The organism is Photobacterium sp. Alg240-V54 (assembly GCF_900537155.1).
GTDB lineage: Bacteria > Pseudomonadota > Gammaproteobacteria > Enterobacterales > Vibrionaceae > Photobacterium.
Genome location: NZ_UNRL01000003.1, coordinates 453,001 through 476,918 on the forward strand (window position 1 = coordinate 453,001; position 23,918 = coordinate 476,918).

A 23,918-nucleotide genomic window follows, 5' to 3' on the forward strand; every position below is an offset into this window, starting at 1 on the left:
TTAGGTGTCACATTTATCATGCTGCTTTCAATTTTATACATTATCGGAATTACTGCTGAAGCCATGACAGGCGCCTTAGCGGCAGGTAAACGTCATATGGATTGGTTTGGCGTGATGCTAGTAGCAAGTGCAACTGCCATTGGCGGCGGTACTGTGCGTGATATTTTGTTAGGCCACTATCCACTCGGTTGGGTTGCTCATCCACAATATTTAGTGATCACTTGCGTTGCAGGCTTACTGACAACCGTACTCGGTAAATGGGTAGTACGCTTTCACAAGATTTTTATTATTCTTGATGCCATCGGTTTAATTGTATTTAGTATTATTGGTTGCCAAGTTGCAATTACGATGGGGTTATCACCGATTATTTGTGTGGTAGCAGCTGTAGTAACGGGGGTCTTTGGTGGTTTGTTGCGCGATATGATCACTCGTCGTAAGCCAATGGTTTTGCATAAAGAACTTTATGCTTCAGTATCATTTCTAGCGGGGATTATGTATATCACTATGCTGCATTTTAATATTCCAGCTGATATTACGACTTTAGTCACCTTAGCCGTTGGTTTTAGCCTTCGTATGGCTGCTGTATTCTTCAGTTGGAGCTTGCCCGTATTTAAGTTCGAAGAAGCAGAAGCTTAAAAGTTGGCAAAGTAAGAACGAGGAAAGGCAGTAGCGAGTGACAAGTTACTAATACACTCGCTATCTCGAAACCTATTTTCCTCGCCTTTATATCTTCGGCGTTGTTGTTACTACATCGGCATTTTGACCGCGGTGTCGCAACAAGTGATCCATCAGAGTGATCGCTAACATCGCTTCAGCAATTGGTACTGCGCGAATACCGACACATGGATCATGACGGCCTTTGGTGATAACTTCTGCTGATTCACCTTGCTGAGTGATTGTTTCACCCGGTACGCTGATACTTGAGGTTGGTTTTAAAGCAATATGGGCAATAATATCTTGTCCTGATGAAATCCCACCAAGAATGCCACCAGCATGGTTAGTTTTAAAACCTTGTAATGTCATTGCATCACGGTGCTCACTGCCACGTTGTTCAACCACATCAAAACCATCACCGATTTCAACCCCTTTAACCGCGTTAATACTCATTAAAGAATGTGCAATATCAGCATCTAAACGATCAAATACTGGCTCACCTAAACCAACAGGCACATGACGAGCAACCACGGTAATTTTGGCGCCAATCGAATCTCCGTCTTTTTTAAGGTTACGGATCAATTCATCAAAGGCATCGACTTTATCGACATCTGGACAGAAAAAGGCATTTTGTTCAATTTGCTGCCAATCGACCTTATCGATTTTTACATGACCCATTTGAGATAAGTAAGCGCATACTTCTATGCCATGCACTTGTTTAAGGTATTTCTTCGCAACCGCACCTGCCGCAACACGCATTGCGGTTTCACGTGCAGATGAACGACCACCGCCACGGTAATCACGTACACCATACTTTTGATGGTAAGTATAATCGGCGTGACCGGGGCGGAATAAATTCTCAATATTAGAGTAATCTTTTGAGCGCTGATCGGTATTTTCAATCAACAAACCAATCGATGTACCTGTGGTTTGGCCTTCAAATACGCCCGATAAAATCTTAACTTCATCGGCTTCACGACGTTGAGTAGTATATTTTGAAGTACCAGGACGACGACGATCGAGATCGTGTTGCATGTCGGCTTCGGTTAGTGCTAATCCAGGTGGACAACCGTCAATAATACACCCTAATGCGACTCCATGACTTTCGCCAAAAGTCGTTACACGAAACAATTGCCCTATGGTATTTCCAGCCATGACTTCCCCTGTAATAAATCTATGCTTACATGCATTTTTAATTATGGTAATCAATACATACTGCAAAGATGTGATTTGAAAAGCAAGGAATAAAGTAAGGGCGAGGTTTTAAGAGCGAGTTTCGAGGGGTGAGGAAAAGCAGAGGCGAGTGGCGAGATTATTAGTGACGAGTAACGAGAATGACTCAGCCTATTATCCGTCATCTCGGAAGTTGAGGTACGAAACTATCCGTGATCTACTCAACGCGCGCTTGAGCCTTAAAGAAGCCAGTGAAACTCTATAATACAACCACTATAACTCTACAACGCGCGGACAATAGATTCCCTATCTCGTTCGTAACCTCACTGTAGGGAATGACGGGGGTTGGTTTGGCATTCACTGTAAGGAATGACGGACTGAATTTGATAACAAAAAAAGCGACAGGCTTACACCCATCGCTTAATCTCGGAATCTATTAATCTCGATACTCGAAATCTTACCTCTCGAAACCTCTACGCTACCACTAACTCTTTATCCGCTTTTGCTTTACGGAATTTTTTCAGTGATACCGCAACCAGTGCTGTAACTACCATACCCGTTGCCATACATAGCAGAGCAAGTAATGGTTTGTTCATTGCACCCAGTAATGCCACTACAGGACCACCGTGAGCAACGCTGTTGGTGATACCAAATGAGAACGCCATTACTGCCGCAACCATGCTGCCTAGTACGTTAGCTGGAATAACCGAGATTGGATCTTGCGCTGCAAAAGGAATCGCACCTTCAGAGATACCCACTAAGCCCATCGCACCTGCAGCTTTACCCGCTTCAATTTCTGATTGCTCAAAGATATTCAGTTTACGGCCAATCACAGTTGCTAAACCCATACCTAATGGCGCGACAGGGATCGCACATGCCATTGCCCCCATAAACTGCGTTTGACCATTAGCAATCATGCCGACAGAGAACAAGAACGCCACCTTGTTAAATGGACCGCCCATATCAAAGCCAGCCATACCACCAAGCACAATACCCAGTAGAATAACGTTACCTGTACTCATTTCAGTTAGTACAGTGTTCATAGTGTGCATAAGGCCAGCAATCGGCGCACCAATGATAAAGATGAACGCACCAGCAATGAATAATGTACCCGTGATCGGCGCAATAAGAATCGGTACTAATGGTTGTAATAACTTGTGGTAATTACGCGTTGCGACCCAACGCACAAAGTAACCAACTAATAGACCAGCAATGATGGCACCAATAAAACCAGTACCTGCGTCTGCACCATAAAATGAGCCGTTATTTGCAATCCAGCCGCCAATGAAACCCGGTGCTAATGCAGGACGATCACCAATCGCATACGCTATGTAACCGGCAAGTACAGGGATCATTAACGTAAAGGCAACAACACCAACATCAAGCACTTTTTGCCACATGCTGCCTGGTGGGATTTGCATTCCGGCATCCGTTGGCTGTCCACCAATCGCTAATGCCAGTGCAATTAACAAACCGCCTGTCACTACAAACGGGATCATGTGTGATACACCGTTCATCAAGAAGCGGTATAGATCTGAGCGAGCTTTAGAAACTTTACTTTCGCCGTCTTCTAAACCATCGCCATTAGCATCAAACGGTTTAGCAACTAACGCTTGTTGAATAACACCCTTGCCGTCTTTGATCGGTGCTTTAACGCCAGTTTTAATTAATTTTTTACCTGCAAAACGTGCCATGTCGACTTGTTTGTCACAGCTAACCACAATGGCTTCAGCACGCGCGATTTCTTCTGCGGTTGGAGAATTTTTAACGCCGATAGAGCCGTTAGTTTCAACTTTAATTTCATAGCCTAATTCAGCAGCGGCTTTTTCTAATGCTTCAGCAGCAAGATAGGTATGTGCAACACCGGCTGGACAACCAGTAACGCCAATTAATAAGCCTTTATCTTGTGGCTGGGTAACTGTCTCTTGCTTCTCTGCCAGTAATAAAGCTAAAGCATCTGCAGGTGTTTTAGCAGCTAAAAAAGCATCAACAAAACCATCTTCAATCAACTTAGAAGATAATTCAGCTAATACTTCAATATGATGATTATCACCACCATCAGGAGAAGCAATCATGAAAAATAGTTTTGATGGTAAGCCGTCTTCAGCACCGTATTCAATACCACTTTGGCTGACACCAATGGCCACTGCTGGCTTAATAACAGCCGCACTTTTAGCATGAGGAATAGCAATACCCTCTTCAAATCCAGTATTGCCAAGTTCTTCACGAGCTTGAATATCTGCTAAAAATTGCGTTTTGTCCGCAACGCGACCTTGTTGAACTAAAATCTCTGCCATTTCAGCAAACACTTCATCTTTGGTGGTTGCTTTGAGGTTGAGGTTAATCAACTGCTCATTGATGAGAGTGGTAATCATGTTTTATCCCCGATGATTTATTTATGGGTTCGATGACATCGCATCGGCCATCAGCATGGGAGTATTGTCGAATGTTTGCGGTCAATAAAGTAGAGTACAAAACAGGCTTTAACTGGAAATTTGTAACATTGAATCATCAGTGTGAGCTATAACTCATATTTTTCATTGTATATAAAACAAGTTGAATCTATATTTTTGCTTAAGTAATTCAAGAGCTTAAATTAAAATTATTATTGTTAAATATATAAAACCCATCATAAAATAATTTCATAAACTATCTAAATAAGGCTTTTTATTGGTTGGGATTTCGATTTTTTAGTGCGGAAGATCACAGAAAGGGCGAGGTTTCGAGAGGCGAGGAAAAGCAGTGGCGAGATCATTAGTGACGAGTAAAAGCAGTAACGAGTTTCGAGTTACTGAAAAATAGTCAATCACTATAACTCTACAACGCGTGGTTAGTAGATTCCCTATCGCCCTCGCGGGCATTCACTGTAGGGAATGACGGGGGGGTTTGACATTCACTATAAGGAATGACGGAATAGGTACAAAAAAGCGACAGGCTTGCACCCATCGCTTAATCTCGAAACTCGAAATCTTTAGAACTCGAAAACTCGCGACTAATATAATCGCAACTTAATTATACGCCCGCGCAAACATACCAGTACAATTAGCGGTATATGCCTTCGCATAAGCAGGAATAAACACTGACTGGCCTTTTTCAAGCGTTAATGTATCGCCATTGTGATGCGTTACAGTCAATGGCGCATCAATCGCAAATAAGATTTCAGCACTGGTATTTTGTAACTCAAGCTCATCCACTTGCTTATACACGCTGAATTTAAAATCAGGCACAGGCACAATATAATCCAAGCCACCACCCGCAACGGTTGGTGCTAACAGTAACTGATCAACAGCCATGCTAGTAAACTCAGTGTTTGCCACCAACTCTGGCACATCCATAAATTTAGGCGTCAAACCTGCGCGTAGCACATTATCTGAGTTAGCCATGATTTCTAAGCCTGTACCTTTAATGTAAGCATGTGGTGTACACGCACTTAGGAACATAGCTTCACCCGGTTGCAACGTTAATACATTTAGCATTAATGGTGCAAATAAGCCGATATCACCTGGGTATTGAGTGGCTAATTCTAATAATAAGCTACACAATGGCTGGTCTTGATTCGCATCGCAATAAGCAAGTAATCCTTGCACTGCTGCATCTTTTTTCTCACCTTCAAGTGATAACATTGCAGCAAAGAAGTCACCTAAGCCCGCTTCTGTTTGATTCGCTGCTAATGTTGCAACCAGATCGTTAATCACCTCAAGATTCAGTGCTTGGAATAAAGCTACGATCTCAGCAACTTGACGGAAACCATTCATTGCTTGATAAGGCGTTAGTGCAAATACTAGCTCAGGTTTGTGGTTAGGATCTTTGTAGTTACGGTTAGCTGCATTACGGGCAATACCGATCTTTTCTTCTTTTGCGTAACCGATTTCAGCTTGCTGCTTACTTGGGTGCACTTGCACTGATAACGCATTCTCTGCCGCTAACACTTTAAACAAGTATGGCAATTCAGCAAATTTAGCCTGAGTTTCAGCACCAATAATGGCATCGGGATCGGTCGCAATAAAATCAGCCAAGCGTACCGCTTCACCATTAACCGTGATCACCGAACAACCATTCGCATGCGCGCCCATCCACATTTCAGCTTGTGGTTTTTGGTCTGGGTTTGGAATAGCAAACAGTTGCTCAATTGATGTTACACTGCCCCAAGCATAATCTTGGATCACGTTATCCATCTTGAAAAAGACAGTGCGGGTAGAGTCGGTCATTGTCAGGTCCTATTGTTATTATTGCTCACGATATTGATGGTATGGTATCAACCACATTATTATTGATGTCATACGCTAACTGACAGCACTATAACAAAACTTAAATGGTTTCTTCAGCACAAAATAATAATCTTGTTACCATCACCCCAAATATAAAGTGAATACTATGGACAATGTTTTCTTTAATTTAATTGACTCAGTATTAACTGAACGGGAAAGCTTTAATCGAATTTGGTTCGCAGGCGGAAAAACTCAACCGCCTCAGTTTAGCTATCAAGTTAATTTTCCACGCTTAGAGTTAGTACTTAAAGGGGAATATGTTAACCAGCTTGATGATGGTGATAATGGTATTTGCCAAATTAGTTTAATGGGCGGTGATGCGATTTATATTCCACCAAATAGCTGGAACCAACCGAGCTGGAATACCGAATATTCAGTATTGAGTTTGTTGTTTGGTAAGCGTCAATTGGGCTTTAGTTTGGTTAGTAAAACCAAAGATAGCCCGAAGTTTTATGATGTTCAAAAACATTCGATTCAGGCATGGACTGGCCATGCCATCGATTCGATTTTAACAGCGCTAAATATGCTTGCCAGCGAGCCACAACAGCAGCCTATGGATGAACATTTACTGCAAGCATTGCTGAGCTACACTCAAAATATGCTTCACGTACCGTTGCATCAATCAAAAAATCGCACCGAAGATCTCTATCAAGGGATTTGTATTTATATTCAGGAAAATTTTCACCGCGCCATTAGCCGCGATACCATTGCCAATCGGTTTAATATTACTCCTAACCACTTATCACGTTTATTTCGCCAACAAGGACACATGCGCTTAGCTGATTATATTTGCTGGGTTCGAATTGAACGGGCTAAATTCATGCTGCGCCAATATCCATTTCGACTAACCGAAGTGGCAACTCGATGTGGTTTTGTGGATGTGAATTACTTTTGTCGCGTATTTAAAAATAAAACCGGTCGCACACCATCTGAATACAGAATTGTTGTCTAACGATTACCTTAACGCTTCAATCACTAATGCTTTTAGATCTTGCGGCTGCTGGGCTAAGCTTAACGCCAGACAATAATCATCATTTAATAAACACTTTGAAAACTGTGCAAAGGCCATGATCACCGCTTTAGGTGGTGGCTTAGGTAGTATCATCGCAATTGCACGGCTGATATTTCCACGAGATGATCCCCAATCGATGGACTGTTGATGACACACTATCGCCATCGCAGGCTGTCTGATGCTCTCGTGCATGACATGTGGCAATGCTATTTGAGGCCCCATTACAGTAGCTGAAATGGTTTCTCGATCTAATAATGCTTGTTGTAACGCCGGCTGTTGTTCAGAACTGATAGCTTGCTGCGCCACCAGCATTTGACTTAACTGCGCAATGGTATCGGCTTTATCACCATTGCCACAGCCAATGCTGGTGACCGGGAAATTAAGCTTAAATGGCTCTGGGGGGGAGAATTGTGACAATGATAGTGCGTATTGAGCAATAAAATCAGTCAGCACCAGGTTTGCTAACTCAGCATCATGACCTTTGATGATCAATTGACATAATGCATGCGGTTTATTTGCCAACGCTAGTATTTTAAGTGGCTGAGATAGCGGCGCGCGGGTTAATTGGCGCACATTAAATAGCTCAACTTGTGCTTGAAAATACGAGGTCAATTTCTTGAGTTGATTAAGTTGGTAAGAAGGCAATCCAGCTTCACCACAATAGAATGTGATCCGTCTTTCTAACATCATAATTCCTTTCAGAGTTGTGGCTTAATCCAACACGCTTGCAATGCGATTATTGACACAATTGCTGACAACGCTCAATCACTGCAGTTGCATCCACCAATACTTCTTCTATTGTCACACAATGAATCCGACTGCCAGTAAAACGAGTCCGCTGTTCAACTTCAATATCAGATGCAATTAATACAATATCAGCGTGGGCAATATCTTTGGCGGTTAGAAAATTTTCGATCCCCATTGCACCTTGGGTTTCAACTTGGATCTTAATTCCCATTTGATGGGCGGTTTTATTAAGAACATCCGCTGCCATATAGGTGTGTGCGATACCCGTTGGACAGGCTGTTACCGCGACAATTTTCATTTTTAATCCCTGAATATTGTTAAATATAGTGTTACCCAAGTGAGGTAACTAACTGTGCAGAATAGCATAATAAATAAGATATGAGCGAGGGAAAGAAAGGCGAGGAAAAGCTGTGGCGAGTAGCGAGGAGAAAAAGGGGCGAGGAAAAGCAGGGGCGAGTGGCGAGAATAACTCAGCCTAATATCCATGTTCTATTCACAACGTGCTTAAGCCTCATAGAAGCCTTTGAAACAACAACAAACATAAAAAAACGAGGAAAGTTAAGCGGTTATTATTGGCTTCACTTTTCCTCGATTCTATTTTATCTCAAGCTCTTCCTCGAGACTCGAAAACTCGTCCCTGCTCTTCCCTATCTTTTACTCTTCGCGCTTTGATTTCCACTTCTTAATACCGTTGCTCTTACCACCAAAGCTTGGCTTGTTAGTATCACGGCTTGGCGCAGAAGTACGTGCAGGACGGTCATCATTATTACGACGCGGTGCATCGGTGCGAGCGCCACGGCTTGCATTACGACTATGACGATCTTCGTTATTACGGCTGCTGCGGTTATCGCCATCAGGACGACGATTAAACTCACCTGTACCACGGTAAGTTTTAAACTGTTTTTCAGCAGCATGCTTTTCATTACGTGCTTCTTGAGCGCGGTGGTCATACAGCTTAGCGTCAGTCGCTTTAGCAATTGTACGACCTTCAGCGTCGGTTTTTGATGCTTCTTCAGTACCGCTTGATTGCGAAATCATCTGCTGAATTTCATTAATTTCAGCATCAGTTAAATAACGCCACTTACCGTTTGGTAAGCCATCAATGGTAATGTTCATGATGCGCACACGGCGAAGTTTATATACTTCATAGCCTAACGCTTCACACATACGACGAATTTGACGGTTTAAACCTTGAGTCAACACAATACGGAATGAGAAGTTAGTCTCTTTAGTCACTTTACATGGCAAAGTAACCGTATCTAAAATCTCAACCCCAGATGACATTTTTTCAATAAACTCAGGCGTGATCGGCTGGTCAACACGCACAACGTATTCTTTCTCATGCGAGTTACCCGCACGCAGAATTTTATTAACGATATCACCGTCATTAGTTAAGAAAATAAGACCATCAGACGGCTTATCTAAACGACCAATAGGGAAAATACGCTTACGGTGGCCAATGAAGTCAATCACGTTGCCTTCAATATGACGCTCAGTAGTACAAGTAATACCGGTTGGCTTATTTAACGCAATGTAGATTGGACGCTCTTTGCTGCGCAGTGGCTTATCATCAACCAATACTTCGTCGTTATCCATTACGCGCATGCCCATTTCAGGCACGGTGCCATTGATGGTTACACGTCCCTGATCAATCAGCTTGTCCGCCTCACGGCGTGAGCAATAGCCTGTATCACTGATAAATTTATTAAGTCGAACCCCTTTCGGGCTCTGCTGGTCAGTAGAATTTTGTGACATGGTTTTCTTCTATAAAGGGCTTTAGGTCGATCAGGGTAATAAACCACTCAATTGTAGTTTAGTTACTCGATAGTTGTTATGAGGGGAGTTTAACTGATTGTGAGGCGAGTAGCGAGTAGCGCGTTTTTAAGCTCGCACAAACTCGCTACTCGTTACTGATATTATTTACTTTGGTAAATCACCATGACTAATACGGCCAACATAATCACGCTGCAGTTCTTTTTCTAGCTGCGCTTCAATGTAGCCTGGCGATTTCGTCTTCGCTGATAACAAGCGGTACATCGCAGGGATCACCAATAGCGTAACTAAAGTGGCAAATGCCATGCCAAAGAACACCACTGTTCCCACTGAAATACGACTTTCTGCACCAGCGCCTGTTGATAGAATCAACGGTAATGCACCAAATAGTGTCGTGAAAGCGGTCATCAGTATCGGACGTAAACGGCGTACCGAGGCATCAACAATCGCTTGTTCAAACTCAATCCCTTTATCACGCAATTGGTTAGCAAATTCAACGATCAAAATGCCGTTCTTGGTTACCATACCAATCAACATGATCATCCCGATCTGACTATAAATATTGAGCCCTTGCCCCATTATCCATAATCCTGCCAAGCCACCAAAGATCCCCATCGGCACCGTTAGCATTACCACCAGCGGGTTAATAAAGCTTTCAAACTGCGCTGCGAGCACTAAATAAGCCACCAATAACGCCAACCCAAACACCACTAATATGCTGCTTTGGTTATCACGGAAATCTTGTGATTCACCAGCATAGTTAACCGTAATATCTGATGGCAGCGTATCAATCGCCTGTTGATCAAGAAAATCAAGTGCATCGCCTAAGGTGTAACCTTCAGAAAGGCTTGCTTTTAGAGTGATCGATTTCTGCTTTTGGTTATGGCTTAACTTTTGCGCTGATGCCACTTCATCAATTGACGCCACAGTATCAAGCGTGACTAACTTGCCATTGCTCGCTCGTAAATAGATCTGACTTAAATCAGTTGAGCTGTTAAAACTATTTTCATCTCCACGCAGGTAAACATCATATTCTTCACCGCGATCAACAAAAGTGGTTTCACTGCGTCCACCTAACATCACTTCTAATGTTTCGGCAATTTCAGTCACTGGAATACCTAACTCAGCCGCACGCTCACGGTTAACATTAACCAATAACTCGGGGGTAGTTTCGGCATAATCTAAATCAGCACCTTCCATTAGCGGGCTATCTTCAGCTATATGTTTAAGCTTGGTTGCCCATTTAAACAATTCTTGATAATCCGCGCCGCCCAATACAAATTGCACCGGCTCTGAGGATCCACCACGGAAACCTGGCATCATCGGCATAACCCGTACATCAGGAATACCTGCTAATGTTTTACTGATCATCCCTAACGCTTGTTGGGCACTCACGGTTCGATCATTCCAATCTTCTAATTGCATGATCACAAAGCCAGTTTGATCTCCAGCGCGACCACCAAAGGCTGGAGACTGAATACTAACTGATTTCAATACTCCTTTGCCTAACAATGGCAATAAACGCGCTTCGACTTGATCCATGTTACCAATCATACGGTTATAACTGGTGCCTTCTGCCCCTTTTACAAACGCAAATAATACTCCGCGATCTTCTTGGGGTGCGAGTTGAGCTGGGATCAGTTTCATTAATCCAGCACTGGCAGCAATACAGCCTAATACCACTAATGGCGCAACAAAACGTTTTTTAACTGCCACGGTTACAATGCGACGGTAACCATTTTCAAGTTGTTCAAATTGACGATTTACCCACAGATTAAACCGATTTGGCTTCACATTCGCTTTGAGCAATTTGCTACACATCACCGGCGTTAGGGTTAATGCGATAAGAGATGAGAAAATCACCGCCATCGCCAGTAACACTGAGAACTCAGTAAATAATCGCCCGACCATGCCTTCCATAAACGAGATCGGTAAAAACACCATCACCAATACCGCGGTGGTCGCAATAACCGCAAATCCCACTTCACGCGTACCTTTATAGGCCGCAAGTAATGGGGATTCTCCTCGTTGTAAATGGTGAAAAACGTTTTCAACCACCACAATCGCATCATCGACCACCAATCCAATCGCTAGAATTAACGCCATTAGTGTTAGCAAGTTAATTGAAAAGCCAAAAAAGTACGCCGTAATAAACGCCGAAATTAATGACACTGGCACCGTTACAGCCGGAATTAAGGTTGCCCGTACTTGACCAATAAAGATATACAGCACCAAAATAACCAGCGCGCCGGTGACTAACAGGGTGTTATAGACTTCATTAATCGAGCGTTCGATAAACACCGTTGCGTCATAATCTATGGTTAACGATGCGCCTTGCGGCAAAAACTTTTGCATCTTTGCCACTTCAGCGCGCACTTCTTTAGCAACATCAAGCGGGTTAGCATCTGACATGGTCACAATGCCTAAACTTAAATTAACCACGCCGTTACTTTTAAAGGTCGAATTTTCGTTTTCAGCACCAATGCTGACATCAGCGACATCTTTAAGATAAATCGGTGTACCCGCTTCTGTTTTACGAATCACTAAATACTTAAAATCATTAACGGTTTTGTATAATCGTGCGGTACGTACCGACATCACCGTTTGATCGTTACGTACTTCACCACCAGGTAATTCAACGTTTTCATCTTTTAGTGCATTAACAATATCTTTGGTGGTAATACCACGCCCTGCCATTAGTACCGGTTGTAACTTTACATACATAACCTTGTATAAAGCACCACTCAAGCTCACTGAGCTGACACCGTCTAATAGGCTAAATCGATCTTCTAATACTCGCTGTGCATAATCTGTCAGCTGAGTACGATCCATCTCTGATGACGATAGATTAATGTAGATTGCAGGCTCACCCGAACCATTATCTTTTGAGACAATAGGATCATTAGCATCATCAGGTAAACGACGCTGGGCACGAGCAACAGCATCACGAATATCACTTACCCCCTCAGTCAGATCCCAGTCCATATTGAACTCAACCGTGATCCGCGACATGCCATTACGAGTGATCGAGGTAATGTTTTCGATACCACTGATGCCAGATAACTCATCTTCAATTGGCGTGGTGACTTGGCTTTCCATTACCGAGGCTGATGTACCTTCATAAGTGGTCATCACGGTGACAACAGGGCTTTCAACATCTGGCATTTCACGGACAGCCAGTTTAGAGAAAGACACAATACCAAATACACACAACAACAAACTTAATACGATCGCAACCACAGGTCGCTTGACGGAAATATCAGATAACCACATTAGCTTGCTACTCCAACCGCTGGAGTAATGTCTTTGATGGTAATGCCGTCACGCATATTAACTAGCCCTTGCACCACAATACGCTCGCCAATATTAAGGCCTTTTTTGATCACTACGTTGTTATCAATACGCTCACCAAGCTCGACCAAGGTACGGTGAACTTGCTGTTGAGCATCAACAATGTAGACATAACGTTTAGTACCTGAATATTCTAATGCTTGCACAGGAATAATTGCCTGTTGCTGCGGAATAAAATCAATATCGGTTGCAAGTAGCATTCCCGGTTTTAAGGCGTGATCTTTATTTTCAAATACCACCCGAACTTTGATATTGAGTGAATCTGGTTGAACGCGTGAATCAATGGCTTGAATTTCACCAACAAACGCACGATCGCCCCATGCTTGGCTTTTAGCGGTGACGTTAATGCCAACCTTTAAGAAGGAGATATATTGTTCTGGAACTTCAATATCCAGACGCATAGAAGAAAGGTCATCAAAATTAAACAGCTCACTGCCAGCCGCTGTCATGTGTCCAGGACTGAAATCATATAGTCCGATAGTGCCATCAAATGGCGCGCGAATAGCATGATCGTTAAGATTTGCTAATGCTGCTTTTAAACGTGCATTCGCAATACTAACGCTGGCCGCTTGAGCATCAATCTCAGTTTTGGTAATCGCACCACGACTTAGCAACCGCTGAAATTCTGCTAATTTACGTTGCTCATCATTACGATATGCCAATGCTTCATCGTAAGCTGCTGCAGCTTTATCATCATCAAGTTGGATCAGTAATTGTCCCTTGGTAACTGTGGTGTTCACAGGTACTGCAATAGTTTTGATTTTAGCTGACACTTCTGCTGCAACATTCACCGCTTGTTGAGCATGCAATTTACCGACTAAAGATAACGATTGAGCGACGGCAACTGACGTTACTTCACCGATTGTGACTGAGACAACCCGTTGTGAACGCTGTGGCTGTGATTTATTTTGCGCAGCATGTGACGTTCCTTGAAAGTAAAAGTAACTACCTGATAATACTGCGGCGACTAATACTGCTACGGCCATTTTTTTCATTTGCTAAAACCATCATAAAAATCCTAGCCGAATAATATCTGAACTCGAGCTTGAATAACGTCAAGAAATGTAAAGTTAAGCAAAAATTAGCTTACTGATGAAAAATCCAGCAAGCATTCGATAATTATAATAAAAAAGGTTTACAGCGCTGAAATGTTTGTTATTATCCGCCCCGCACTTGTGGTGGGGTTCCCGAGTGGCCAAAGGGAGCAGATTGTAAATCTGCCGGCACTGCCTTCGAAGGTTCGAATCCTTCCCCCACCACCATTAATTTTGAAGAGTTGTTTTATAACGGCTTTTCGATGGTTAAAGTGGCCTTTAATCATCATAGCTTCAACTAATTTATAGCAACATCCCGTGGTGGGATTCCCGAGTGGCCAAAGGGAGCAGATTGTAAATCTGCCGGCACTGCCTTCGAAGGTTCGAATCCTTCTCCCACCACCATTATTTTGAAAAGTTGTTTTAATGACTTTTCGGTAATTAAAGTGGCCTTTAATTATCATAGCTTCAACTAATTTATAGCAACATCCCGTGGTGGGATTCCCGAGTGGCCAAAGGGAGCAGATTGTAAATCTGCCGGCACTGCCTTCGAAGGTTCGAATCCTTCTCCCACCACCATCATTTTGAAAAGTTGTTTTAATGGCTTTTCGGTAATTAAAGTGAGCTTTAATTACTATAGCTTCAACTAATTTATAGCAACATCCCGTGGTGGGATTCCCGAGTGGCCAAAGGGAGCAGATTGTAAATCTGCCGGCACTGCCTTCGAAGGTTCGAATCCTTCTCCCACCACCATCATTTTGAAAAGTTATTTTAATGGCTTTTCGATAATTAAAGTGGCCTTTAATTATCATAGCTTCAACTAATTTATAGCAACATCCCGTGGTGGGATTCCCGAGTGGCCAAAGGGAGCAGATTGTAAATCTGCCGGCACTGCCTTCGAAGGTTCGAATCCTTCTCCCACCACCATCATTTTGAAAAGTTGTTTTAATGGCTTTTCGGTAATTAAAGTGAGCTTTAATTACTATAGTTTCAACAAATTATAGCAACATCCCGTGGTGGGATTCCCGAGTGGCCAAAGGGAGCAGATTGTAAATCTGCCGGCACTGCCTTCGAAGGTTCGAATCCTTCTCCCACCACCATCATCTAGCCAGTTGCTTTGCAGCTGGCTTTTTCATATCTACAATAAACTGCCGTTAAACGTTCAACAAATCAAACCAAACTGTAACATATGTGTAATAATGCATACTATTGCTGGTATTGTTTATGGATCGTTATGACACAAGCATCACTGCACACCAACATCAATTGGCAACATGTAAAGGTACTGATTATTGATGATCAGTTATCTTCTGCATTACTGATCCAAAATATTTTACACAGCATTAAGCTGACAACTGTGGATATCGCTACCAGCAGCAGCAGCGCCCTTCAATGCTGTCGTACTACCAGCTATGATCTGATTCTAATCGACTTTCATCTTGAAGCGGATATTAATGGCAGTGAACTTCTTACTGCGATAAGAAAAAGCAATTGCATTAGTGCGCATTGTGGCGTGGTGTTTATCTCAGGCGATCGCACCCCGGAAGTTATTGTGACCTCAATGACAATGGATGCTGATAGCTTTCTGAGTAAACCGTTAAATATCGGTATTCTGAAACAGCGTGTGGTGACGGTTTATCAAGCCTGTTTACTGCGTCGACCTATTTATACAGCGCTAGAAAATAATCAGATCCCAACTGCAATTAGATTGTGTCGACAGCTGCTACAACAACACGGACATAATATTGAGATTGAGATTTTATTAATTGATTTATTACTTAAGCAGCAACACTGGCCACAAGCACAGCAATTACTAACCTTATTTAGCCAACACAGCCAAAACCATAAACTGGTATTGCGCCAAGCACAATTAACCCATCACCAAGGTGATACCTCAGCCGCTATTTGTATATTACAAACGCTCATTCAGCAGGTGCCGTTATTTGTTGAAGCTTATGATGAGTTGGCGATATTGTTGCAACAACAGCAACAAGACGATAATGCCAAAGTGATTGCTTATAAAGCATTGTTATTAACTCCAACGATAAGCCAACGTTCATTATTGGTTGCCCAACTGGCTGTGAATACCAACGATCAATCCTTGTTTATCAAAGTCGGTAAAACGGTGGTCAATCATTTACCGATTATTGATGATGATTGGATTGTATATCTGGCTCAATACACAGCACGCTTTGAACAACTTCACAGCCAACAATTATCGCCACAGCGGCAACGGAGATTAATCAAACAGCTTAAAAAGTTATTTCAGCAAGCAAATCGGCGCTTAACTCACAACCAGAAAAAATGTCTAACAGCATTTCGGCATATTACCTTGGCAAGGTTTACTGCCACACTGCAACCATTAACAACCAAGCGGCGGCTATTATATGGCTTGAGAAGGTATTTTGGACAGATGTCGCAAGCACCGACAGCAATAATGGTTGATGCACTACCATTATTAATTCACTTTGGGGAAACGCGTCTAATTGGCGAGATATATCAAATATTAATGACGCGAACAGCATTAGATCCACACAGTCATTATCGTATGGCACAATTACAGCAAAATAAATTTCTGGTTGAAAATGTACGTTTGTTAGTTGCTCAACTCGCGACAGCGAAAGCCACCATAACGCTCGACCCACAACGAGCTTACTGTATATATCAAACCATTTTACGTGATTATCCTTATAATACAGAAGCTCATTTAGGCCGTATTGCGAGTTTACTTGCGCTGCAACAGGTTAACCATTTGCACATAACCAGTAGCTTACAACAAATGAAAAAGATGCCATTACCATCGCCGTTATTGGAATGGTTTGAGCAACTTCAGCATCAATATAACGATCAGCACATCATCAGTTATGATCAATTCTCACCGTCATCATCATGATCGGCTGGCTTATCTGATGCACCTTGAGCATATTTCTCATTTCGATGTTGCTGAGCTTGTTCTTTTCTTAGTCGAGTCGCTCGCTCTTGTTCCGACTCCGAGCCAAACAAACGCTTTATAAAATCAAACATGATGATGTCCTATGGTTATCTTGGTGTAGTACGGTTATTAGCGGATAAAACGATTATAGATAAACAGTAATATAAACGCGCCAGCAGTGGCTATAATAATACTGCCAAGATTAATCCCACCCGCTGCACCTAGCCCTATCAAAGAGCCAAGCCAGCCTCCAGCTAAAGATCCGGCAATACCCAAGCCACATGTTGCTATCCAACCACCACCATCATTACCAGGCATTAACCATTTTGCTAATGCGCCAGCAATAAGACCTAAAATAATCCAAGAAATGATCCCCATATTACTGCTTCCTTCTAGTGATAAATTAAACATAATGCCCGCTCATTAGCGGTTTTATATGCGCTGACCATTTAAAAACAATAACTTGTCATAAACGATATCGGCATCTTTATCATAGACCTGCAATAATCATCATGCCCAAATAAAGCGATCATTTAGTTAACCTCAGTGTTAATTGTTATCAGCATATATTGAAGTGATGATCGATGTGCTAGTATCTGTAACCAATAATTATTCGCAGTTATGGACACTAAATATGAAAGTTATTTCTTTTAACATCAATGGGCTACGTGCTCGCTTACATCAACTTCAAGCTATTATCGATAAGCACCAACCTGATGTTATCGGTTTACAAGAAATTAAAGTTCATGACGAAGCCTTTCCGCTCGCCGATGTAGAAGCGATGGGATACAAAGTGTATTTCCATGGCCAAAAAGCCCATTACGGCGTGGCTATGCTTTGTAAACAAGAGCCAATCAGTATACAGAAAGGCTTTCCTACTGATGATGAAGACGCACAACGTCGTATGATTATGGCGACTTTTGCTCAGCCCAATGGCACTAATATTACGGTAATGAACGGTTACTTTCCGCAAGGCGATAACGTTAGCCATGAAACCAAGTTTCCAGCCAAAGAAAAATTTTATGCTGATCTAATGCACTATCTTAATAATAGTCATCAGGTTGAGGATGAGCTGATCATCATGGGTGATATCAATATCAGCCCGACGGATTTAGACATTGGTATTGGTCCTGCTAATGCTAAACGATGGCTAAAAACGGGCAAGTGTTCGTTCCAGCCAATTGAACGTCAATGGTTAAAAACATTACTTGATTGGGGCTTTATTGATACCTTCCGTCAGCTGCACCCAACAGTCGATGATCAATTCTCATGGTTTGATTATCGCTCTAAAGGATTTGTTGATAATCGAGGCCTACGGATTGACGTGATTCTAGCTACACCAACGTTAGCTCAGCGTTGTATTGAGTCAGGTATTGATTACCCATTACGTGGCATTGAAAAGCCGTCAGATCACGCACCAATTTGGTCTACTTTTAGCGACTAATCGAGCTATTGGTCGACAATAGTCATCATCAACCTCGCCATTGATATCGAAACTATTATCAAATAATTTCCCTTAAAGCCGACTATCATCGATAGCGGCTTTTTATTAAGTTTACATATATATTCACCATCACTCCCCAATAATACCTATACAGCATCGAAATAGAGAATACATAACCAGACCATACATTCACCTTGAGAATATAAAAAAAGTTGAATCAATCTTGCTTTGATCACATAAAAATATTAAAAAAGATCACAAAAAAACATAAGCCACTGATTTTAAATGATGCATAATTTTGTGGCTACTCTCTAAATATTATGAAATAAAATTACATTAAAATTTTTTTTAGTTTTCTCAAAAAAATTATACCTTTAAAATTCAATTGATTACATTATTTTGCAATGTCATAATATGTCTAATATTGTTATAAATTTTCACCGCAATGATCCAGATCAAGTTTATGATTCACGACCTTTGCTATTATTCTTGCAGCCTAACTTAAACCATAAAGAGCACCCCTGTGAAAATGGAAACTAATCCTTTTGACTCGCTGATGCCACCAGCTATGGCACATAAGGCCGAAGAAGTCGGCGTTTATAAAGCAACAAAACATCCACTACAGTCATTCTTTTTAGCGATAACTGCGGGTGTGTTTATTTCAATTGCTTTTGTGTTTTACACAACAGTTACTACCGGCGCTGGTGATATGCCTTGGGGGATGTCTAAATTTGTTGGTGGTCTTGCATTTAGTTTAGGTTTAATCCTAGTCGTAATCTGTGGCGGTGAACTATTTACCTCTTCAGTATTAACCACCGTTGCTCGTGCAAGTGGCCGCATTACGACGGGTCAGTTAATGAAAAACTGGGGCATTGTTTACTTCGGTAACTTTGTCGGCGCAATATTTTTTGTTGTGTGTATTTGGATTGCAAAACAGCACCTTGGCGCAGATGGCCAATGGGGTATTAATGCAATGAAAATCGCTCAACATAAGCTTCATCATAGTTTTGGACAAGCTGTTGTTTTAGGTATTCTTTGTAACCTAATGGTTTGTCTTGCAACGTGGATGACTTTTTCATGCCGTAGTGCCACTGATAAAGTAATGGTTATGTTGTTACCTGTTGCGATGTTTGTTGCCAGTGGCTTTGAGCACTGTATTGCAAATATGTTTATGATTCCAATGGGTATCGTGATCCACGCTTTTGCAAGTCCTGAATTTTGGACTATGACCGGCATTGATCCGGCTCAGTTTGCAGATTTAACTGTACATAATTTTGTTGTAAACAACTTAATCCCCGTTACTATTGGTAATATCATTGGTGGTGGTGTATTGGTTGGTATGACGTATTGGGTTATTCATCGTCGTCCAGAACTTAAAGGCAATAGCCACCACTAAGTTCGACACGATAACACTTATTTTTTTCTACTGAATAGTATAGGTAGGTATACAATGGCAGAGCAATTTGCTGCATGGGAAGGCTTCACAGCTGGTGATTGGCAGAACGAAGTAAACGTTCGTGACTTTATCCAAAAGAACTACACTCCTTTTGAGGGTGACGGCTCTTTCCTTGAAACAGAAGCGACTCCAGCTACAGCTAAACTTTGGGAAGCTGTAATGGTAGGCATCAAACAGGAAAACGCGACTCACGCACCTGTTGATTTTGATACTGACGTTGTTTCTACTATCACTGCACACGACGCTGGTTACATTGACCAAGAGCTTGAAACTATCGTAGGTCTTCAAACTGACGCGCCTCTTAAGCGTGGTTTGATCCCTAACGGTGGTATCCGCATGATCGAAAACTCATGCAAAGTATACGGTCGTGAATTAGATCCTACTATCAAGAAGGTTTACTCAGAGCTTCGTAAAACACACAACCAAGGTGTTTTCGATATCTACACTCCTTCAATCATCAAATGTCGTAAGTCTGGTGTTCTAACTGGTCTTCCAGATGCATACGGCCGTGGTCGTATCATTGGTGACTACCGTCGTATCGCTCTTTACGGTATCGACAAGCTAATGGCTGACAAGCTAGCTCAATTCAATTCTCTAGAAGAAATGTTTGAGAACGGCGAAGATCTTCAAATGACAATGCAACGTCGTGAAGAGATCTGTGAGCAACACCGTGCACTTGGCCAAATTAAGACTATGGCTGCTAAGTACGGTTGTGATATTTCACTTCCTGCTACTACTGCACAAGAAGCTGTACAGTGGACTTACTTCGGCTACCTAGCTGCTGTTAAATCACAAAACGGTGCTGCAATGTCTCTAGGTCGTACTTCGACTTTCCTAGACATCTTCATCGAGCGTGATATCGCCGCTGGTAAGATCACTGAAGCACAAGCTCAAGAAATGATCGACCACTTCGTAATGAAGCTACGTATGGTTCGTTTCCTACGTACGCCTGAATACGATGAGCTATTCTCTGGTGACCCAATCTGGGCAACAGAATCAATGGGTGGTATGGGTCTTGACGGTCGTACACTAGTTACACGTACTAACTTCCGTTTCCTAAACAGCCTATACACTATGGGTCCTTCTCCAGAGCCAAACATCACTGTTCTTTGGTCTGAGAAACTACCTGTAGGCTTCAAGAAGTTCTGTGCGAAGGTATCTATCGATACGTCTTCTATCCAGTACGAAAACGATGACCTAATGCGTCCAGACATGAACTCTGACGATTACGCTATCGCTTGTTGTGTATCGCCAATGGTTGTTGGTAAGCAAATGCAGTTCTTCGGTGCGCGTGCTAACCTTGCTAAGACTATGCTTTACGCAATCAACGGCGGTGTGGATGAGAAGCTTAAGATCCAAGTAGGTCCTAAGACTGACAAAGTAACTGCTGAAGTTCTTGACTACACAGATACTATGGATCGTCTAGATCACTTCATGGATTGGTTAGCAACGACTTACGTTTCTGCGCTAAACGCTATTCACTGGAGCCACGATAAGTACAGCTACGAAGCATCGCTAATGGCTCTACACGATCGTGACATCAAGCGTACAATGGCTTGTGGTATCGCTGGTCTTTCTGTTGCTGCTGACTCACTATCAGCTATCAAATACGCAACGGTTAAGCCTATCCGTGACGAAGATGGCATCGCTATCGATTTCGAAATCGAAGGTGACTATCCTAAGTTCGGTAACAATGATGCACGCGTTGATGACATCGCATGTGACCTTGTTGAGCGCTTCATGAACAAGATCCGTACTCACAAGATGTACCGTGATGCGATCCCTACTCAGTCTATCCTAACTATCACATCTAACGTTGTGTACGGTAAGAAGACGGGTAACACTCCAGACGGTCGTCGTGCAGGTGCTCCTTTCGCACCAGGTGCTAACCCAATGCACGGTCGTGACGAAAAAGGCGCTGTAGCTTCACTTACTTCTGTAGGTAAACTACCGTTTGCACACGCTAAAGATGGTATTTCATACACATTCTCTATCGTTCCAAACGCACTAGGTAAAGATCTTGATACTCAAGAAAATAACCTAGCTGGCCTAATGGATGGTTACTTCCACCATGAGTCAGGCATCGAAGGTGGTCAACACCTAAACGTTAACGTTCTTAACCGTGAAACTCTTGAAGACGCAGTTAAGCACCCAGAGAACTACCCACAGCTAACTATCCGTGTATCGGGTTATGCAGTGCGTTTTAACTCTCTAACTGCTGAACAGCAGGCTGACGTTATCGCTCGTACATTCACAGCATCTCTATAATATAGAGTCTTCTGTGTAGGGAATTTACTTCCTAATAAAAACCGGCTTATTATAGCCGGTTTTTTCATGCCTCAAGTTTATCTGCAATGACACACCCTGTTACATCTTTTATATTGTTCATATCATGCTTTATCGTTAATCTGCGCAAAAAACACCCATCAATTGCAATTATTTGCTCTTACATTGCCAGGATACGACTTTCTGATGCGAAGAACTCAATCGGTATTGATTGTCGATGATAGTAGTATTATCCAACAAACAACCAAGCTTATTTTAGTCAATGGTCAATTTCAAAGTGCTAATATTTTTTGTGCATCAAATGCCACTGAAGCGATTAAATATTGCCAGCAGCAACGCTTTGATATTTTGTTTCTTGATTTCAATCTTGGTTTTGGCAGTACCGGATTACAACTGCTGGAACGCCTCCATCACCATGAGTTATTGAATCATTCTCCGCTTATTTTCATTCTGACAGCAGATGACTCTCCTGCGGTATTAATGGGATTTTCAGAATATCAACCGGATGATTATTTGGTTAAGCCACTACGCTTAAGTACCTTAAAACAACGCTTAGAGTATAGTTTTGAACAGCGCGCAATAAATGAGCGGGCGTTTGCTCATTATCAACAAGTTGGTATTAGTGGTATTGAATCAATGTGTACTCAATATACTCCCCCACTTGCGATTCACTGCACCACCATGACAGCAGTTGCTAAACAGTTACTCAATCAAAAGCAGCCGCATTTGCACGCTGATATTTTAGCCTTATTGACATTAATTCAACGGTTATATCAAAGCTTGCCAGCACAACTGTTATTAATCCAGTTATGGTTACAGCAGCAAAATTTTAAAGCGCTTGATCCACTATTAGCGCAATTACGCCGCTCATATCCCAATCATTTAATGTTGCTTGAATACAGTGCCAGTGCTGCACTATTACAAAATAAAATCACTCAGGGTTATGATTTTTGGTTACAAGCGCATAATGTTAGCAAAAATAATCTACAACGCCTGTTTGGTTTGTTATGGATAGAATCCCATTTTCAAAATCACAGTGCGATGCAGCAACATTTGCGAGAAGCGATTTCTTATCTTCGTTATTCTGTGTGGGATAAGCCGTGTTATCACGCGTTTATTGTCTGGTTACAATTACAACATAGTGATAAAAAAAGCTTACCTATCGAACGCTTATGGCGCACAATTAGTCAACAAAAGACCATCACTAAACATGAACGGCCTTTTATTTACTTACTCCAAGCATGGCAGTATTTAGATAATGATAATAATCTTGGTGCCTATAAAAGTTATGGTGCTGCAATGGATGCCATTCATTATATTGATCCTGATAACCATAGCTTTGAGTTTGATGCGATCGCACTTTGTATCAACAAACGTTTAGCCATGACGCGCCATCAAACTGACTGTTATCAGCGCTTACAGCACAACCTGCTGCAACGTCAAAATGAACCGCATTCAATTATAAAAAATATGTGGTTAGAGACGATGCAACCGACATCAGATCATCGAACAGATGATCAATACCGCCATGCATTAAGGTTAGTAAAACAAAAATATTATATTGAAGCAGGACAAGCCATATTACAACTCTGGCCCCATTATCGTTTTGATGAAGTATTAGCACGCTGCTTAGTTGAATTATCATCCCGTGGGCATCTCGATAATGAACCACAACATCAACAGTGTATTAAAGAGGCCAGATGGACTTTTGAATCACAAGATTTTAAACCTGAATGGTATTTAAAGCTAAAAACCCAGTACCGCAGCCTGCAACGGCCTTTATATTAA

General features: G+C 42.1%; 17 protein-coding genes and 6 tRNA genes. 13 read left to right on the forward strand and 10 right to left on the reverse strand.

Annotated features, from left to right (window positions below; translation table 11 throughout):
• Positions 1 to 18: 18 nt before the first annotated feature.
• On the forward strand, positions 19 to 636 hold the full coding sequence (locus tag G6R09_RS11030; protein WP_163922423.1) for a trimeric intracellular cation channel family protein: 618 nt from the start codon (positions 19 to 21) through the stop codon (positions 634 to 636).
• Positions 637 to 723: 87 nt separating this feature from the next.
• Here G6R09_RS11030 and aroC read toward each other — a convergent pair whose 3' ends face one another.
• The 3 genes from aroC to manA all read right to left on the reverse strand — a co-directional run bounded on the left by aroC (position 724) and on the right by manA (position 6,035).
• Positions 724 to 1,809 carry a chorismate synthase gene (gene aroC / locus G6R09_RS11035; RefSeq protein WP_163922425.1) on the reverse strand — a complete coding sequence of 362 codons (1,086 nt, stop codon included), beginning with the start codon at positions 1,807 to 1,809 and terminating at the stop codon, positions 724 to 726.
• 491 nt (positions 1,810 to 2,300) lie between these two features.
• Positions 2,301 to 4,202 carry a fructose-specific PTS transporter subunit EIIC gene (locus G6R09_RS11040; protein WP_065176360.1) on the reverse strand — a complete coding sequence of 634 codons (1,902 nt, stop codon included), beginning with the start codon at positions 4,200 to 4,202 and terminating at the stop codon, positions 2,301 to 2,303.
• Positions 4,203 to 4,835: 633 nt separating this feature from the next.
• On the reverse strand, positions 4,836 to 6,035 hold the full coding sequence (manA, locus tag G6R09_RS11045; protein WP_163922427.1) for a mannose-6-phosphate isomerase, class I: 1,200 nt from the start codon (positions 6,033 to 6,035) through the stop codon (positions 4,836 to 4,838).
• A gap of 166 nt (positions 6,036 to 6,201) precedes the next feature.
• On the opposite strand from manA, the gene G6R09_RS11050 reads away from it, so the two are divergent.
• Positions 6,202 to 7,047: a helix-turn-helix transcriptional regulator gene (locus tag G6R09_RS11050; protein ID WP_163922430.1), complete on the forward strand. Its 846-nt coding sequence runs from the start codon at positions 6,202 to 6,204 to the stop codon at positions 7,045 to 7,047.
• A gap of 3 nt (positions 7,048 to 7,050) precedes the next feature.
• Here the strand turns inward: G6R09_RS11050 and G6R09_RS11055 are convergent, their stop codons facing one another.
• From G6R09_RS11055 to G6R09_RS11075, 5 genes are all read right to left on the reverse strand, one after another.
• Entirely contained in the window at positions 7,051 to 7,797 is a 747-nt protein-coding gene (locus G6R09_RS11055; RefSeq protein ID WP_240345727.1) for a PTS sugar transporter subunit IIA, read from the reverse strand.
• A gap of 46 nt (positions 7,798 to 7,843) precedes the next feature.
• Positions 7,844 to 8,152, reverse strand: a complete 309-nt coding sequence (locus G6R09_RS11060) for a PTS fructose transporter subunit IIB (RefSeq protein WP_060997371.1) — start codon at positions 8,150 to 8,152, stop codon at positions 7,844 to 7,846.
• A 356-nt stretch (positions 8,153 to 8,508) separates the two neighbouring features.
• Complete coding sequence (rluF, locus tag G6R09_RS11065; protein ID WP_065168997.1) at positions 8,509 to 9,609, reverse strand: 23S rRNA pseudouridine(2604) synthase RluF; 1,101 nt, start codon at positions 9,607 to 9,609, stop codon at positions 8,509 to 8,511.
• Positions 9,610 to 9,774: 165 nt separating this feature from the next.
• Positions 9,775 to 12,900, reverse strand: coding sequence for a multidrug efflux RND transporter permease subunit (locus G6R09_RS11070; protein WP_065168998.1), 3,126 nt, complete (start codon positions 12,898 to 12,900; stop codon positions 9,775 to 9,777).
• Positions 12,900 to 13,973, reverse strand: coding sequence for an efflux RND transporter periplasmic adaptor subunit (locus tag G6R09_RS11075; RefSeq protein WP_163922433.1), 1,074 nt, complete (start codon positions 13,971 to 13,973; stop codon positions 12,900 to 12,902). Before G6R09_RS11075 ends, G6R09_RS11070 begins: the two co-directional genes overlap by 1 nt.
• Before the next feature lie 182 nt (positions 13,974 to 14,155).
• Between G6R09_RS11075 and G6R09_RS11080 the strand changes: the two genes are divergently transcribed.
• The 7 genes from G6R09_RS11080 (at position 14,156) to G6R09_RS11110 (ending at position 16,905) form a co-directional block, all read left to right on the forward strand.
• A tRNA-Tyr gene (locus tag G6R09_RS11080) sits at positions 14,156 to 14,240 on the forward strand.
• Positions 14,241 to 14,332: 92 nt separating this feature from the next.
• Positions 14,333 to 14,417, forward strand: a tRNA-Tyr gene (locus tag G6R09_RS11085).
• Positions 14,418 to 14,506: 89 nt separating this feature from the next.
• A tRNA-Tyr gene (locus G6R09_RS11090) sits at positions 14,507 to 14,591 on the forward strand.
• A gap of 89 nt (positions 14,592 to 14,680) precedes the next feature.
• Positions 14,681 to 14,765 (forward strand) — tRNA-Tyr (locus G6R09_RS11095).
• Positions 14,766 to 14,854: 89 nt separating this feature from the next.
• Positions 14,855 to 14,939, forward strand: a tRNA-Tyr gene (locus G6R09_RS11100).
• Positions 14,940 to 15,027: 88 nt separating this feature from the next.
• Positions 15,028 to 15,112 (forward strand) — tRNA-Tyr (locus G6R09_RS11105).
• A 134-nt stretch (positions 15,113 to 15,246) separates the two neighbouring features.
• The gene (locus G6R09_RS11110) at positions 15,247 to 16,905 is read left to right on the forward strand and encodes a response regulator (protein ID WP_163922436.1); all 1,659 of its coding nucleotides are present in this window, start codon (positions 15,247 to 15,249) and stop codon (positions 16,903 to 16,905) included.
• On the opposite strand, the gene G6R09_RS11115 is transcribed toward G6R09_RS11110, so the two are convergent.
• Together G6R09_RS11115 and G6R09_RS11120 are read right to left on the reverse strand one after the other, a co-directional pair.
• Positions 16,881 to 17,036: a hypothetical protein gene (locus G6R09_RS11115; protein WP_159458384.1), complete on the reverse strand. Its 156-nt coding sequence runs from the start codon at positions 17,034 to 17,036 to the stop codon at positions 16,881 to 16,883. The two genes, G6R09_RS11110 and G6R09_RS11115, sit on opposite strands and share 25 nt — an antisense overlap.
• A gap of 37 nt (positions 17,037 to 17,073) precedes the next feature.
• Positions 17,074 to 17,322, reverse strand: a complete 249-nt coding sequence (locus G6R09_RS11120) for a GlsB/YeaQ/YmgE family stress response membrane protein (protein WP_065169089.1) — start codon at positions 17,320 to 17,322, stop codon at positions 17,074 to 17,076.
• Between the two features lie 256 nt (positions 17,323 to 17,578).
• Between G6R09_RS11120 and xthA the strand changes: the two genes are divergently transcribed.
• The 4 genes from xthA (at position 17,579) to G6R09_RS11140 (ending at position 23,918) form a co-directional block, all read left to right on the forward strand.
• Positions 17,579 to 18,388: an exodeoxyribonuclease III gene (xthA, locus tag G6R09_RS11125; RefSeq protein ID WP_065176383.1), complete on the forward strand. Its 810-nt coding sequence runs from the start codon at positions 17,579 to 17,581 to the stop codon at positions 18,386 to 18,388.
• Positions 18,389 to 18,917: 529 nt separating this feature from the next.
• Positions 18,918 to 19,784: a formate transporter FocA gene (gene focA, locus G6R09_RS11130; protein WP_065176366.1), complete on the forward strand. Its 867-nt coding sequence runs from the start codon at positions 18,918 to 18,920 to the stop codon at positions 19,782 to 19,784.
• 54 nt (positions 19,785 to 19,838) lie between these two features.
• A complete protein-coding gene (gene pflB, locus G6R09_RS11135) occupies positions 19,839 to 22,112 on the forward strand; it encodes a formate C-acetyltransferase (protein WP_065169002.1) in 2,274 nt (757 codons plus the stop codon).
• 204 nt (positions 22,113 to 22,316) lie between these two features.
• Positions 22,317 to 23,918 carry a response regulator gene (locus G6R09_RS11140; RefSeq protein ID WP_163922438.1) on the forward strand — a complete coding sequence of 534 codons (1,602 nt, stop codon included), beginning with the start codon at positions 22,317 to 22,319 and terminating at the stop codon, positions 23,916 to 23,918.

What these genes read in the sequence shown, in the direction of transcription:
- G6R09_RS11030 (WP_163922423.1), top strand. Translation starts at nt 19, where the DNA reads ATGCTGCTTTCAATTTTATACATTATCGGAATTACTGCTGAAGCCATG.
- aroC (WP_163922425.1), bottom strand. Translation starts at nt 1,809, where the DNA reads ATGGCTGGAAATACCATAGGGCAATTGTTTCGTGTAACGACTTTTGGC.
- G6R09_RS11040 (WP_065176360.1), bottom strand. Translation starts at nt 4,202, where the DNA reads ATGATTACCACTCTCATCAATGAGCAGTTGATTAACCTCAACCTCAAA.
- manA (WP_163922427.1), bottom strand. Translation starts at nt 6,035, where the DNA reads ATGACCGACTCTACCCGCACTGTCTTTTTCAAGATGGATAACGTGATC.
- G6R09_RS11050 (WP_163922430.1), top strand. Translation starts at nt 6,202, where the DNA reads ATGGACAATGTTTTCTTTAATTTAATTGACTCAGTATTAACTGAACGG.
- G6R09_RS11055 (WP_240345727.1), bottom strand. Translation starts at nt 7,797, where the DNA reads ATGATGTTAGAAAGACGGATCACATTCTATTGTGGTGAAGCTGGATTG.
- G6R09_RS11060 (WP_060997371.1), bottom strand. Translation starts at nt 8,152, where the DNA reads ATGAAAATTGTCGCGGTAACAGCCTGTCCAACGGGTATCGCACACACC.
- rluF (WP_065168997.1), bottom strand. Translation starts at nt 9,609, where the DNA reads ATGTCACAAAATTCTACTGACCAGCAGAGCCCGAAAGGGGTTCGACTT.
- G6R09_RS11070 (WP_065168998.1), bottom strand. Translation starts at nt 12,900, where the DNA reads ATGTGGTTATCTGATATTTCCGTCAAGCGACCTGTGGTTGCGATCGTA.
- G6R09_RS11075 (WP_163922433.1), bottom strand. Translation starts at nt 13,973, where the DNA reads ATGAAAAAAATGGCCGTAGCAGTATTAGTCGCCGCAGTATTATCAGGT.
- G6R09_RS11110 (WP_163922436.1), top strand. Translation starts at nt 15,247, where the DNA reads ATGACACAAGCATCACTGCACACCAACATCAATTGGCAACATGTAAAG.
- G6R09_RS11115 (WP_159458384.1), bottom strand. Translation starts at nt 17,036, where the DNA reads ATGTTTGATTTTATAAAGCGTTTGTTTGGCTCGGAGTCGGAACAAGAG.
- G6R09_RS11120 (WP_065169089.1), bottom strand. Translation starts at nt 17,322, where the DNA reads ATGGGGATCATTTCTTGGATTATTTTAGGTCTTATTGCTGGCGCATTA.
- xthA (WP_065176383.1), top strand. Translation starts at nt 17,579, where the DNA reads ATGAAAGTTATTTCTTTTAACATCAATGGGCTACGTGCTCGCTTACAT.
- focA (WP_065176366.1), top strand. Translation starts at nt 18,918, where the DNA reads ATGGAAACTAATCCTTTTGACTCGCTGATGCCACCAGCTATGGCACAT.
- pflB (WP_065169002.1), top strand. Translation starts at nt 19,839, where the DNA reads ATGGCAGAGCAATTTGCTGCATGGGAAGGCTTCACAGCTGGTGATTGG.
- G6R09_RS11140 (WP_163922438.1), top strand. Translation starts at nt 22,317, where the DNA reads ATGCGAAGAACTCAATCGGTATTGATTGTCGATGATAGTAGTATTATC.